This window comes from Corynebacterium striatum, from assembly GCF_016728105.1.
Taxonomy (GTDB): Bacteria; Actinomycetota; Actinomycetes; order Mycobacteriales; family Mycobacteriaceae; genus Corynebacterium; species Corynebacterium striatum.
The window spans coordinates 768,062-781,096 of the sequence record NZ_CP068158.1 but is presented as its reverse complement, the minus strand read 5'-3'; the positions used below and the strand labels follow the sequence as shown (position 1 = coordinate 781,096).

Annotated in this window: 10 protein-coding genes; 4 read left to right on the top strand and 6 right to left on the bottom strand. The window is 59.2% G+C overall.

The features are described from left to right. The first annotated feature begins 264 nt into the window (after positions 1-264). The gene (locus I6I72_RS03610; protein ID WP_049146875.1) at positions 265-1,284 is read left to right on the top strand and encodes a YbjN domain-containing protein; all 1,020 of its coding nucleotides are present in this window, start codon (positions 265-267) and stop codon (positions 1,282-1,284) included. Positions 1,285-1,315: 31 nt separating this feature from the next. Here I6I72_RS03610 and I6I72_RS03605 read toward each other — a convergent pair whose 3' ends face one another. The 4 genes from I6I72_RS03605 to I6I72_RS03590 all read right to left on the bottom strand — a co-directional run bounded on the left by I6I72_RS03605 (position 1,316) and on the right by I6I72_RS03590 (position 5,524). Continuing rightward, positions 1,316-1,462, bottom strand: coding sequence for a hypothetical protein (locus I6I72_RS03605; protein WP_155115456.1), 147 nt, complete (start codon positions 1,460-1,462; stop codon positions 1,316-1,318). 263 nt (positions 1,463-1,725) lie between these two features. Then, a complete protein-coding gene (locus tag I6I72_RS03600) occupies positions 1,726-2,799 on the bottom strand; it encodes a trypsin-like serine protease (protein ID WP_201807494.1) in 1,074 nt (357 codons plus the stop codon). A gap of 2 nt (positions 2,800-2,801) precedes the next feature. Beyond that, positions 2,802-3,758, bottom strand: a complete 957-nt coding sequence (locus I6I72_RS03595; protein WP_049063911.1) for a DUF418 domain-containing protein — start codon at positions 3,756-3,758, stop codon at positions 2,802-2,804. A 257-nt stretch (positions 3,759-4,015) separates the two neighbouring features. Continuing rightward, positions 4,016-5,524, bottom strand: a complete 1,509-nt coding sequence (locus tag I6I72_RS03590) for a PucR family transcriptional regulator (RefSeq protein ID WP_236592661.1) — start codon at positions 5,522-5,524, stop codon at positions 4,016-4,018. Between the two features lie 144 nt (positions 5,525-5,668). Here I6I72_RS03590 and gabT point away from each other — a divergent pair, with 144 nt between their 5' ends. From gabT to I6I72_RS03575, 3 genes are all read left to right on the top strand, one after another. Continuing rightward, positions 5,669-6,997 (top strand): 4-aminobutyrate--2-oxoglutarate transaminase, encoded by a 1,329-nt coding sequence (gene gabT / locus I6I72_RS03585; protein WP_005528129.1) that lies wholly within the window; start codon positions 5,669-5,671, stop codon positions 6,995-6,997. 31 nt (positions 6,998-7,028) lie between these two features. Continuing rightward, the gene (locus I6I72_RS03580; RefSeq protein WP_049151910.1) at positions 7,029-8,510 is read left to right on the top strand and encodes an NAD-dependent succinate-semialdehyde dehydrogenase; all 1,482 of its coding nucleotides are present in this window, start codon (positions 7,029-7,031) and stop codon (positions 8,508-8,510) included. A gap of 127 nt (positions 8,511-8,637) precedes the next feature. Further along, positions 8,638-9,849, top strand: a complete 1,212-nt coding sequence (locus I6I72_RS03575) for an aromatic amino acid transport family protein (protein ID WP_201807480.1) — start codon at positions 8,638-8,640, stop codon at positions 9,847-9,849. 112 nt (positions 9,850-9,961) lie between these two features. On the opposite strand, the gene I6I72_RS03570 is transcribed toward I6I72_RS03575, so the two are convergent. Together I6I72_RS03570 and I6I72_RS03565 are read right to left on the bottom strand one after the other, a co-directional pair. Continuing rightward, positions 9,962-11,338, bottom strand: coding sequence for an NAD-dependent succinate-semialdehyde dehydrogenase (locus tag I6I72_RS03570; protein WP_005528132.1), 1,377 nt, complete (start codon positions 11,336-11,338; stop codon positions 9,962-9,964). Between the two features lie 72 nt (positions 11,339-11,410). Next, entirely contained in the window at positions 11,411-12,973 is a 1,563-nt protein-coding gene (locus I6I72_RS03565; RefSeq protein ID WP_049151909.1) for an APC family permease, read from the bottom strand. Positions 12,974-13,035 lie beyond the last annotated feature (62 nt).

Genomic DNA, 13,035 nt, shown 5'->3' with positions numbered 1-13,035 from the left:
AGGGGTTCTCTCTATCTCTCTCATGCGCTCTCTCAAACGCACAACAAAAGTATGGGGCACGCAGCTGGCACAGCCATGATTCGCGGCTGATAGTCCACTGGAACTTCCTGTCATTTCACTGGCTATTTGGCCCGGATGTTCGAATCTTGCGGCTTTGCGGGGGCGGACGTGTCCGGTGCGGTTTCTAGGGTGTGTGGTGTGTTGAAAACAGTTCCCTAAACATCCAGCTAACTAGCTGGCTTTCTCGTCCGTGAAGGAGCCATTATGTGCAACAGTTGCGAGAACAAGTCCCTTTCCCGCTTTGGCGATGACGCCCGCCCCGTCACTTTGACCCGCATCATGGGTGCACTTCGCGAGGTCGGCATTGACTTCCATGTCGAAGGAAGCGAATCAGACATCCTCGTTGTGGAATTTTCCCGGTTTACCGTCTTGATTGCCCTAGACGGCGCCTACGGCCAGCTTTTCTCTCTCAAGGCTGTACCCAAGGTGAATGTGCATTCGAGTCGCGCAGCGGATCTTGCATTCGCCGTGTCCGAGTCCAACAACCGGTTGCTTTGGCCGGCTTCCTCTTTCACTGAGAAGGAAGACGGGTACCTCGAAGTAGCCATCACTATCCGTTATGAACTGCGTGCAGGCTTAAGTGACATGCAATTGGAGGACATGATCGATATCAGCATGTGTAGCGTCCAAACGGCGCTGGAGATTCTCAGCGAGCATGTTCCTGAGCTCGCGGGAGTACCCGATGGATTCACGGAGCGTTTCGGGGAATCCAACACGGGAACACTGGTACCTGTGACCTTGGAACGTGTGCAGCGCGTTCTCGCTGCGGAAGGTATCGAGAATGTGGAGATGGAGCCGGAAGAGCAAGCCATTTACGCGTTTATCAACGGCTATTATTTCGTATTCCGCATGGATGGGCGGCGCTGGATGTCCGTCCGCGCCTACTTCGACTCTGATACCGCGAAGTTCAATTATGGTGAACTCCTCCAGGTGCTCAACGACTTTAACGCGGGTGAGCATGAGTCTATGGCTCACGCGGCGAGCTCAGATGATCATATAGGAATCGCGCTTGAGCAGCACTTCCTTGTCGATAGGGGGATGTCCGCGGGGCAGATTGGCTGTGCTATTCATGGGGCCATCTTTGGGCACCTCGACGCAATCAGTGAGCTAGAGCCGGTGGTCAAGCACCTTGCGCGGGAGGACGCGGAAATCGAGCGGCCTTACCTCGACTTCGATTGGGAAGACGAAGCAGACCCCGAGCAACTAGAAACTCCGGACAACTAGAACTGAGCGGGGCGCTTTGCGATGAAGGCTGCTACGCCTTTCTTGTGCTCGTCGGAGGCGAGTAGGCGGTATTGGGATCTTCTTCCCACACCAAGCGGTCGGGAAGGGCGCCGAGGGCCTCTCCGCGGGGCACCTGCTTGGCGACGACCCCCGCACCCACCGCTTCTTCTACGCTCATGCGGTCCTGGAGCAGCGCGAGCTGAAGCGCGCGGTGACGCCCCAACGACATCGCAAGCAAATGCAATTGAAGCGTCTGCGCAGGCAGTTGCACCTTCGCATGTGGCAAACACGGGAACAGGAGAGGCCTGAATACCTGAAACCAGTGCATTGAGCTGCGGGAGCATGGTGGTTTCAGTCACGATTAAGTTCCTCGCATGCACGATAAAAGCCGCCTTCCCAGCACTTGCTGGGGAGGCGGCTTGTGGTTGTGGTTAGACGGTTCTACTTTCGGCCATTCCTAACGCGCGACCAGGCTGCTGCGACAACCAGGCCAACGCACGCGATGGCGAGGTAGCTCCACATGTGATCGGCGCTGGTCTGAATGGTCTTTGGTGGAGCCGGAGTGGTCTCTGCGGTTAGGACGCTTTTGGTGTCGCGACCAGAGGTGACACCGTCAATCCAGTCGGCGGTTCCTGCGAGGGTAGTGATTGCCGCGCTGGGGGAGGGCAGGTCAGGATCGCCATTCGCAGTTTGGGCGGTAGCGAGACCAGCGAGCTCTCCGTCAACGAAGAATGGTCCGCCGGAGTCGCCGCCCTGCATACCTGCGCCAGATACGGAATGTGCGTCCAGGATGGCGCTTTGGATCAGCGGCATCATGGAACCGTCGGCTGGGATGCTTTCGGTTCCAGCAGGGATTGACTCGGTTTTGGAATCATCTGGCTTAACTGCGTCTGGCTTAGCTGCATTTGGCATTGCTGTACCTGGCATGACGGCGTCTGGCTGCATTTCCATTGATGTCATGGCACCGCCTGGAATAGCCTCACCTGGAGTAGCTTCACCAGGCGCAGCCTCGTCTGGAGTACCTCCAGAGGGGCCTCCGCCCAGCAGCTCATTGACCACCATCTTGGTCATCGGAAGCTGCCCGGAGCGTGCCATAGACGAGCTGCTGCTCCAGCCGTAGAGAGTACCCGTCTGCCCAGGTGCCGGAATATTGCGGGAAACCTTCGCCGGGGTTGCGTCAGTGGCTTTCTCGGTCAAGTGAAGCAATCCTGCATCAGACACTGGAGACAGTGCCCAAGAATCGGCATCGTAGACTTTCCCGCCGATGCGGGCCTGGGTTCCTTCGTTGTTTACAGACTCCAGGCAGTGGCGTGCTGTGAGCACCCACTGATCTGCAACCAGCGTTCCGGTGCAGTCACCAAAATTGCCGATTTTACCCATCTTTAGCGCGGCCACAGAACCGCTTTCAGCATTTGCAGGTGCGGGTTCGCCGTTTTCCAATGCTAGAGCCGGGGCAGCAGATAGAAGCAGGATGCTGCTAGCAAGTGCTGCGATGGAAAAAGATGTTTTCTTCACGGTTATTTCCCTTTCCCAGAAGGAACAATGGCCTTGATCACGGTGGCAACAAGCTTTTCAGCAGGGCCCTGTCCCACAAACTTCTTCCAGAGGCTTGCGATGACGAGGAAGAATACGATGAATCCTGCTGCGGACAACGTGGAATGCAAAGACACATTCTGCTGCCAATAAAACGCGGTGAGAACGTGCAGGATGTAAATGGTCAACGACATTGTTCCCATGGCCGCGAATGGGTAAAGCGCGGTCGCGAAGCGGTCGCCGACGAACAGGCACAAATGCAGCACAATAGCGGCAACGGCGACGGAGAGAATGATTTCGCCGAAGACACCGGTATGTCCGGTAAATCGGAGCCAGCCAGCAATCTCAGGATCAAATCGGAAGTACATGCCGACGGCTGCGATGACAACGCTGACAGCGGTAACAATCCAACTCAACCGAGTATTAGCGCTGGTCTCGGAGGAGGAAGTGCCGTGCAGGCGACCGCGTAGGTAGACGTCGTAAAGCAGCATGCCGCCGATGAAATATGCGATCCACGCCAGAAGCGGATAAATCTGTGGCAGCGTCATGGGCGCGTACTTAATTGTTGCGGCGATAGTTGCGGCGATGAAGAAGCCGACTCGCCACCAGGTTCCGAGTGCTGGCATCCAGGAAACCAACATCATTACCAGGCCCATGACAATGAGGACTACTTGAATTTGCCCACCGACCGGCAACAAGGCCATGCCGATGAGGATAATCAGAGCGCCGCGAGTGATGAGGCGCAAGAAAGTGGTGCTGCTGTAGTTTCGGCCGATAATCATCATGGTGGCGCCGGCAATAATGGCGAACAATGATGAAGGCAGGCCGGAGAGCACAACCTTTGTGCTCCAAAGCAGTGAGGCCATATGGACAATGATCATGCCGATGATGGCGAGGGAGCGCGCTATATCAAGCCCCACAATTCGTGAAGGTTTATTCACCCCAGTATTCTCCTTATATTACAACTTATCGGGAGGTGCTCTTTAGTAAGAGCATCCCTACAAACGTCGTACGACCTGTAAACGTCTTAATTGAAACGACTTCCTATTTGTAGCAACCGAATCTGGCAATACACAAAGTGATTATGTGTAAAACACAGTGTTTCATCTGTGTATTCTCTGGGAAGCTAGCATGCTCAAAGAGCCCAGGGGCAACTAGTACCTGAAGGCTTGGCTAAAAGAAAGTGAACTGAAAGTTTTTAGTCGCTCAAACAAAGCAAAAGTACCTCGGCGCGCGTTACGGGGTTACTGAGGTCGAATCCGCATAAGGACTGGATCTTTTCGATACGGGCTCGCACGGTGTGGCGATGCACGCTGAGCTCGGTGGCGGCAGCGGCGAGTTGGGAGTCTGCAAGCAAGTAAGCCCGCAGCGTGCGCAATAGCTCGGTGTTGTGTGCGGCGTCGTAAAGCGAAAGGCGCCCAATGGTGGCTTCGCGGCGCTTGCCTAACGCGGCGTGGACAGCTGATTCCCCGAGCCAGGCGGGCGCGTCGGAGCTAAATTCCGCGAGGGTGCCCAGCGGCAGGCTACGCGCGTGCGCGGTGAGCGCCTTGACGCGGTTGCCGCTGATGTCGCCCCACTCCACGCCTCTAAGCAGGGAAACCCGCAGGTGGTTGGCGTAGCGGCCGAACAGGGTCTGCATAGCGATGGGCTCAGGGGGCAGAGCAATGAGCGCGCTTTCCGACGCCGTCCCCTCCAACGGCAGCACAAAGCACGCAAAGCCGCCGTCGTTGGCTGCGTGGTGGACGAGCCCCAGCGCGCGGCTGAGCCGGGCCGGGGAGTCGGCCTGTACGAGATAGACATCTACCTTGCCGTGCGAGGCGACCGAATTAAACGCTGCCTCCATCGCTGGCGTTGTCAGGGCAGTGGCAGTGCCGGAGACCTGCGTGGCCAGCGCCAATGCGCCCAAAATCACGCGCGCGGAGGAATCCCGGTTTTGCAGCAGCAGTTCGGCAAGACCCGCGAGGTGGCGGATGAGGGCGCGGGCATAAGAGTCGAACTTCTCCTCGCGCGAGACCGCCAACGCGATGCGATTGCGGCCGTGGCTGTTGAACACGTTGCTAATCGCGGCAATCGTGGTCCCGTCCCTCGTCGTGTTGGAACGCGCGCCCGAGGTACGCCCTGAGCTCTGGCTGGCGGCGGCAAGCGCGAAGTCCGCTGCGTTGAGTCCACGGAAATCGTGGCGTGCGATGACCACTCCGGAGTCGTTTGCAATGGCAACCGCTGCGCCGAGCTCTTTCGACGCGCGCTCGAGCAAAACCTCGATGCCATCCGAGGCCGCCTGGTTGAGACGCTCTTGCTGCCGATGTAGTGCGAATTGTAGATTGTTCTCAATACGAGTTTGCTCCGTGGTGACTGTATTGATGATCGAGATGAAAGGCGTGGCGCGCGGGACCTCGAAGAGGGTGAGGTGGTGGCGCGCCGCGGCGTTGATAAGCTCCTGCGGAACCTCCGCAAAGGTCAGGCCCGTGCCGAAGCCGATGGCCCCTACTCCCGCCGCCGCCAGGGTGCGCGCATAGACGGAAAAGTCGCTGGGCGAGTGCTCGAAGGCCAGTCCCAAGGTCAAGATGATGGCGCCCTGAGTGGTGAACTCGCTGGGATCGCGCAACTCGCTGGCTTGGATGGTGGTGAACTCACGCGGGCCTTCGAGAATCGGGCGCAGGTTTAGTTTGCGCTGGTTAAACAGCCATTGAAAGCGAAGCTCGCTCATTGCCCGGTCCTTCTTACAGCAACTCGTCGATAGACATAGTGAATAGTCTTTTGCCCCAAATATATACGCCATGTCCATGGCCTGTGACTAGTCGTGGCATCCACAATGATTCACATCACAAAGCAAGACGATTGAAGGAGAATCATGCAGGAACTTGAATACCGCATCGAGCAGACCCGCCACCTCGCCGAGCAGGTCCCCGGACCAGTCAGCGCCGCACTGGATGAGCGCCGCAAGAACGCCATCCCAGCTGGCATGGCGCCTTCGCTGCCGGGCTACGTCGTCGACGCTGACGGCGGCATCCTCGCCGACGCTGACGGCAACCGCTTCATCGATCTGGCCTCCGGCATCGCCGTGACCTCCGCCGGTGCCTCCAATCCAGCCGTGGTGAAGGCCGTCCAGGAAGCAGTCGCACACTTCACCCACACCTCCTTCACCATCTCCCCGTACGAGTCCTACGTCGAGGTCGCTGAAAAGCTCAACGAGGTCACTCCGGGCGATCACCCAAAGAAGACCGCGCTGTTTAACTCCGGCGCGGAGGCCGTTGAGAACGCCGTCAAGATTGCCCGCAACTACACCGGCAAGCGCGGCGTTGTAGTCATGGACCGCGCCTTCCACGGCCGCACCAACCTCACCATGGCCATGACCGCAAAGCAGTCCCCATACAAGAACGGCTTTGGCCCGTTCGCGCCGGAAATCTACCGCGCACCGATGTCTTACCCGCTGCGCGACCAACTCAGTGGCGAGGAAGCAGCCAAGAAGACTCTGACCATGATTGAACAGGAAGTCGGCGCTGCCAACCTGGCTTGCGTTGTGGTCGAGCCGATTCAGGGTGAGGGCGGCTTCGTGGTCCCAGCTGAGGGCTACCTGCCAGCTATCCAGAAGTGGTGCAACGACAACGACGTCGTCTTCATCGTCGACGAGATCCAGGCCGGCATGATGCGCACTGGTTCCTGGTTCGCTTCCGACCACGAGGGCATCGTTCCTGACTTAGTCACCATCGCTAAGGGCATCGCCTCCGGCATGCCGCTTTCCGCAGTCACCGGCCGTGCAGAGATCATGGACGCACCGCAGCCAGGCGGCCTGGGCGGCACCTACACCGGTAACCCAGTTTCCTGTGCAGCAGCGCTGGCTACCCTCAAGGAATTTGAGGACAAGGACTTTGGCGCCCGCGCGCTGAACCTGGAAAAGATTGCCCGCGAGGAGCTGGAGCCAATCCTCGGCGACGAGCGCGTGGCAGAGTTCCGTGGCCGTGGCGCCATGCTGGCGCTCGAGTTCGTCACCGCTGATGGCGAGCCGGACGCTGAGCTCGTCCACAAGATCGCTGACGCTGCCAAGGCCGAGGGCGTTCTTCTCCTGACCTGCGGCCTTGACCACAACGTCATCCGCTTCCTGCCTTCCCTGGCCATTCCGGAGGATCTGTGGCGCGAGGCCCTGCAGGTAGTAGTCAAGCAGTTCAACGAGTGCAAGTAAGTCCGGGCTGCAGCCAAAAGGATAGAAGCAAATGACAAACTTTGATTATTCGCAGGTTTCTGAGCTGTTGGATTCTCTGCCAACTGGCCTTTGGCTGGAGGGCAAGAACGTCGCAGCCACCGGCGGCGCCACTTTCGAGGTCCTCGACCCAGCAACGGAAGAAGTCATTGCCAACGTTGCAGATGGCACCTCCGCTGACTGGATGCGCGCGCTGGAGCTTGCCGACGCCGCGCAAAAAGAGTGGGCGGGTTTTGCGCCGCGTACCCGCTCCATCATCCTCACCGACATCTTCAATGCAATCAACGAGCGCAAGGAAGACTTCGCTCGCGTGATGACCCTGGAGATGGGAAAGCCTTACGCGGAAGCGCTGGGCGAGGTGGCCTACGGCGCAGAGTACATGCGCTGGTTTGCCGAGGAAGCAGTGCGCATCCCAGGCCGTTACTCCCAGTCCCCGGCTGGTAATGGTTCCATCACCGTTTCGCACACCCCGGTTGGTCCGGTTCTAGCGATTACCCCATGGAACTTCCCGCTGGCCATGGCCACCCGCAAGATTGCCCCGGCCTTCGCCGCTGGCTGCCCGGTCGTGGTGAAGCCTGCTGCGGAGACTCCGCTGACCATGCTCCTGCTGGGTGAGGTTATTGCTGAGGTATTCGCCCGCCACGAGGTACCGGCTGGTGTGTTCTCCATCGTGACCACCACGCAGTCTAGCGCGCTGTCTTCCGAGCTCATGGCGGATCCGCGCCTGCGCAAGGTGACGTTTACCGGCTCGACCGGCGTGGGCAAGATCCTGGTGCGCCAGTCCGCCGATAACCTGCAGCGGACCTCCATGGAGCTCGGTGGCAACGCCCCGTTCCTGGTCCACGAGGACGCCAACCTCGACCTAGTGCTGGACTGCGCGATGCAGGCGAAGATGCGCAACGGTGGCGAGGCCTGCATCGCGGCGAATCGCTTCATCGTGCACGAGGCAGTGGCTGAGGAATTCACCCAGCGGCTGACTGAGAAGATGGCTGCTTTCCAGACGGGCCACGGCTTGTCTGAGGGCACCGCGCTCGGCCCGCTGATTAGCGCAAAGCAGCGCGATGCGGTGGCCGACTTGGTAGCGAAGGCTCTGGAGCAGGGTGCTGTTGCCACGACCGGCGGCTCCAAGCCGGAGGGCAAGGGCTTCTTCTACCCGGCAACGGTCTTGGCGCAGCTGCCTGACGACGCCGAGATTCTCCGCCAGGAGATCTTCGGTCCCGTTGCGACTGTGACCACCTATTCCGACTTGGCGGAGGGCGTGGCTAAAGCCAACGACACCGAGTTTGGCCTGGCAGCTTATGCTTTCACGGAGAACTTCCACACCGCGGAGTACCTGGCACACGCGCTGGAGTCCGGAATGGTTGGCATCAACCGCGCTGCGATTTCCGACGCCGCCGCTCCATTCGGTGGCATCAAAGAGTCTGGCTTCGGCCGCGAGGGCGGCGCAGAGGGCATCGAGGAGTACATCTCGGTGCGCTACATCGCGAAGCCTTAATACCTTGCACCGTTCCTGACACGTTTGGCTTTCAAACCCGCTTCGGCGGGGGCCTTCCGTGTCTGGAACGGTGCGTTTTATATAGAGCGGCGTCGGCAAGCAGCCGGCGCCTTAAACGGAGGAAACGATGACAACTTCAACGCGCAGCAACGCGGCACCTAAGCCAGCGCTGTCATTTATTCAAGGCATTGCCCTGATCTTCGGCACTAACATTGGCGCCGGCATTCTGTCGATTCCATATGCAGCGCGCAACGGTGGCTTCCTTGCGCTCGTCATTGCGCTGCTGGTGGCCGGAACGCTGACCACTATCTCGATGCTCTATGTGGCCGAAACCGCGATGCGCACGAGGGCGCCTCTGCAGGTCTCTGGTCTTGCTGAGCACTATCTGGGGCAGTGGGGCCGCTGGCTGGTCTTCGTGGCGATTATCGTCAACGGCGTCGGCGCGCTCATCGCCTACGCCTCCGGCTCCGGCGACCTCATCAATAATATTTTCGGCCTGCCGCCGCTGGCAGGAACGTTGATCTTCTTCGGCTTTGGGTCTTGGGTTATGTACCGCGGCTTGCACACCACCGGTGCCACAGAAGGCGCTATTACCGCAGGTATGGCCATCATCATTGCCGTGCTGTGCGGCTGGACCCTTCTGGGACCTGGAATCGAGGCCGAGAATCTGTTGGTACTCCACCCGTTCTTCATCGTTCCTATTTTGAACCTGGCCGTCTTCTCGTTCTTGGCTCAGTACGTGGTGCCGGAGCTAGTACAGGGCATGGACCCAGCGAAGCCGCAGGAGACAGCTCGCGCCATCGTGCTCGGCATGGTGATTACCGGCTTTACACTGGCACTTGTGCCGTTTGCGGCTCTGGGGCTGTTGGGAATGAACGTTACTGAGGTTGTTACCATCGCCTGGGGCGAGGCGCTTGGACCGGTCGCGTACTACTTGGCCAATATCTTCGCGTTGGCAGCGATGCTGACCTCCTTCCTCGCGATTGGATTTACCACCATGCGCAACGTGCTCGACATTTTGCACTGGGAGGGCAACAACGCGCAGCGTGGCATTGCCGTGGCGCTGACCGTTGTACCGCCGCTGGCTATCTCCGTCGCGGGTCTTGGCGGTTTCGTCGCAGCGCTGTCCTACGCGGGCGGCTTTGCGGGTGCAATCATGTCGATCATTCCGGTGATGTTGCTGCATGCCTCCCGCAAGAAGGGCGATCGTGACCCCGGCTGGAGCGTCGGTGCGCTGGCAAACCCGGTGATTCAGGGGACCATCATCGTGGTTTACTTCCTGGCGTTTGTCTACTCGGTGATTTCGATCCTGGGGCTCGTGCCGGCCGGTTGGGCTTAGTTCTAAGGGCCGCACTGTTGCTGCACCGTTCCTAACGCGGAAGGTCCTCGCCACAGCGAGTTTCAGAGCCAAACGTGTCAGGAACGGAGCAGTTTAAAGAAGGAAGCAGCGACTAGCCCTCGACGTAGTACATCTGCTTGTTGACGAACTCATCCATGCCCAGCGGGCCGAGCTCGCGGCCGAAGCCAGAGCGCTTCACGCCGCCGAAAGGCAGCTCCTCGCCTTCACCGGCCGGGGTGTTGACGTTAGCCATGCCCACCTCGAGGCGACGAGAGATGGCGGCTGCGCGTTCGGTGTCCTTGGAAAAGACGGTGCCACCCAGGCCGAACTGGGTGTTGTTGGCCAGCTCGAGCGCTTCCTCGTCGGAGGAAACCTTGTAGACCACTGCGACTGGGCCGAAGAACTCCTCGTAGTAGATGTCAGAGCCAACCGGGATGTCGGTGATGACGGCAGGGGAGATGAAAGCACCCTTGTCGGCCAGCTCACCGCCAGCACGCAGCGTTGCGCCTTCCTTTACCGCGCGTTGAATTTGGTCGTGGAGGTTCTCCGCCGCACCGCGGGAGGACAGGCAGGAGTAGGTGTTCTCACCCTGGGCGTCGGCAGGCGCTGCCTTTGCTGCCTCAGCGAGCTTGGTGAGCTCAGCCACGAACTCGTCGTAGATGTCCTCCATGACGATCATGCGCTTGTTGGAGTTGCAGGCCTGGCCGGTGTTGTACATGCGAGTCGTCCAAGCCAGCTTGGCTGCTTCTTTGACGTCGTCGGTGTCGAGCAGAATGTAAGGATCGGAGCCGCCGAGCTCCAGCACAGCCTTCTTCAGGTGCTGGCCTGCCTGGGCACCAACGATGGAGCCGGCGCGCTCGGAACCAGTTAGGGAAACTCCCTGGATGCGTGGATCGGCGATGATGGTGGAAATCTGATCGTGGGTGGCGAAGATGTTGTTGTATACGCCTTCCGGGATGCCAGCGTCATCCATGATCTTCTGCACTGCGAGTGCGGAACGTGGGCAAATCTCAGCGTCCTTCAACACGATGGTGTTACCCAGCACCAAGTTAGGGCCGACGAAGCGGGCGATCTGGTAGTAGGGGAAGTTCCACGGCATGATGCCAAGCAGCGGGCCGATGGGCAGGCGGCGGATAACCGCAGTGCCGTTGGCGCCCGTAGGAATCGACTGATCCTTGGTGAATTCCTCGCCGTTATCGGCGTAGTACTTGATGATGGCGGCGGAGAATTCTGCTTCCTCGATGCCTTCGGAGATAGGCTTGCCCATCTCTTCCGCGGCAATCTTGGCCAACTCTTCCTTGCGTTCTGCAAACAGCGCTGCTACGCGGGCAACGATTTCCGCGCGCTCGGACATCGGGCGTGCGCTCCACTCGCGGTAGGCTGCGGCGGCCTTCGCCAATGCGCCTTCTACCTCGGCGTCGGTTGCCGCGTCGAAGGTCTCGACGATCTCGTCGGTAGCAGGGTTTTGAACTCGGTAAGTGGTAGACATTAATTCTCCTTGTTGTGTGATCCAGCTCCTTTTGGAGCCTAAAAGTGAACTAGGTTGAAATAGGGCTAGCCTCTAAACTAGCGGCAATTGAGAGTCTTCGCCGGACGTTATCCGCTTCAGTGTGCGGCCCTTGAAGAAATCCGGGTGCGCAAAGCGCGTGAACAGCATCAGTACGGCCCCCAGCAGCAAGATGCCCATGCCCAGAACGAAGACGGTACCCACCCCGAAAATCGAGGAGCCAGAACCGTATTCCGGGCTAAGCGAATCGAATGCGGTGATAAAGAACATCAGCAGCAAGAATCCACCGCCGACCAAGGGGAAGCAGAACTTGAAAACCACGTTGTGCACGCTGCTGAAAAGCTCGTGGCGGAAGTACCAGATGCAGGCCACCGCCGTGATGCCGTAGTAGAAGCAGATCATCAATCCGAGGGCAGAAATGGTGTCCCACAGAGCGTTCTCAGAAAGGATCCGCGTGACCGTGTAGAAACCGCCCGCTGCAATAGCGGAGGCAATCGTGGCCGTAGACGGCGTGCGGAACTTGGGGCTGATCTTGGAAAAGACCGGCGGCAACGCCTTGTAGTAGCCCATTGCCAGCAGTGTACGGGCGGGGCCGACCATCGTGGACTGCAGCGAGGCGAAGGAACTGGAGAGCACCGCGACGTAGATAAGCAGGGCGGCCGAGCCCAGCACAGGGGAGGAGAGCGCGGCGAAGATGGATTCCTGGTTCTCCGGGCTGCCGGCACCTAAGCCTTCGTCACCAGTACCCGCCCAGGTGATGACCGCCAGTGCGGTGAGGACGTAGAGGCTGATGATGACCAAGACCGTGATGGTTGCCGCGCGGCCCGGAGTCTTTTCTGGGTCCTTCGTTTCCTCATTCATCGTCAGCGTGACGTCCCAACCCCAGAACATGAAGATGGACAAGGAAATGCCCGCCGCGATGAGGGAGAAGTTGCCGATTTCCAGCGGATTAAACCATGAAACTGAAATCGGGGTGAAGTCGAATCCGCCGCCCTTATAAGCGCGCACGATGGCCACGATGTCAAAGACAACGATGGCGATGATCTGGACCGCCACCAGCACATACTGTAGTTTCTGCGTGGAATCTAGGCCACGGTAGGAAACCCACGCGGCAATGGCGATAAACACTATCGTGGTGGGGATATTAATCCAGAGATTGCGCGTCAGATCTGCAATTTCGGGGCGGCCTGCTATCTGGGCCAGGAAGAGATAGAAGAAGTCCACAGCGACTGCGGCAAGGTTCGAAAGCACCAGGATGGTGGCAGTAATAAGGCCCCATCCGCCCATCCAGCCCACCCACGGGCCGAATGCTTTGGTAGCCCACGTAAAGGAAGTACCGGAGTCAGGCACGGCGTTGTTGAGCTCACGGTAGGCAAAGGCCACCAGGAGCATCGGGATGAATCCCAAAAGGAGGACCGCCGGAACAAACTCGCCTACCGCGGAAATGGTGGGGCCAAGTCCGGAAGTCAGCGTATAGGTCGGCGCGATGCAGCTGATGCCGATGACGACTGCGCCGAGTAAGCCGACGCGTCCGGTAGCCAGGCCCTTGGTGGAGGCGATGTTATCGCCGCTGCCCGGCGTGGGTTGAATCGGTGGTGCAGGAGTGGCACTAGTCATGACTACTCACCGCCTTTCAAAAAAGAACTAGGAAATACGGTCTGGTGCTAGGAGGCGATCTG

Coding starts and splice junctions, on each gene's coding strand:
- I6I72_RS03580 (WP_049151910.1), top strand. CDS start 7,029: ATGACAAACTTTGATTATTCGCAGGTTTCTGAGCTGTTGGATTCTCTG.
- I6I72_RS03605 (WP_155115456.1), bottom strand. CDS start 1,462: ATGAGCGTAGAAGAAGCGGTGGGTGCGGGGGTCGTCGCCAAGCAGGTG.
- I6I72_RS03590 (WP_236592661.1), bottom strand. CDS start 5,524: ATGAGCGAGCTTCGCTTTCAATGGCTGTTTAACCAGCGCAAACTAAAC.
- I6I72_RS03565 (WP_049151909.1), bottom strand. CDS start 12,973: ATGACTAGTGCCACTCCTGCACCACCGATTCAACCCACGCCGGGCAGC.
- I6I72_RS03570 (WP_005528132.1), bottom strand. CDS start 11,338: ATGTCTACCACTTACCGAGTTCAAAACCCTGCTACCGACGAGATCGTC.
- I6I72_RS03575 (WP_201807480.1), top strand. CDS start 8,638: ATGACAACTTCAACGCGCAGCAACGCGGCACCTAAGCCAGCGCTGTCA.
- I6I72_RS03610 (WP_049146875.1), top strand. CDS start 265: ATGTGCAACAGTTGCGAGAACAAGTCCCTTTCCCGCTTTGGCGATGAC.
- gabT (WP_005528129.1), top strand. CDS start 5,669: ATGCAGGAACTTGAATACCGCATCGAGCAGACCCGCCACCTCGCCGAG.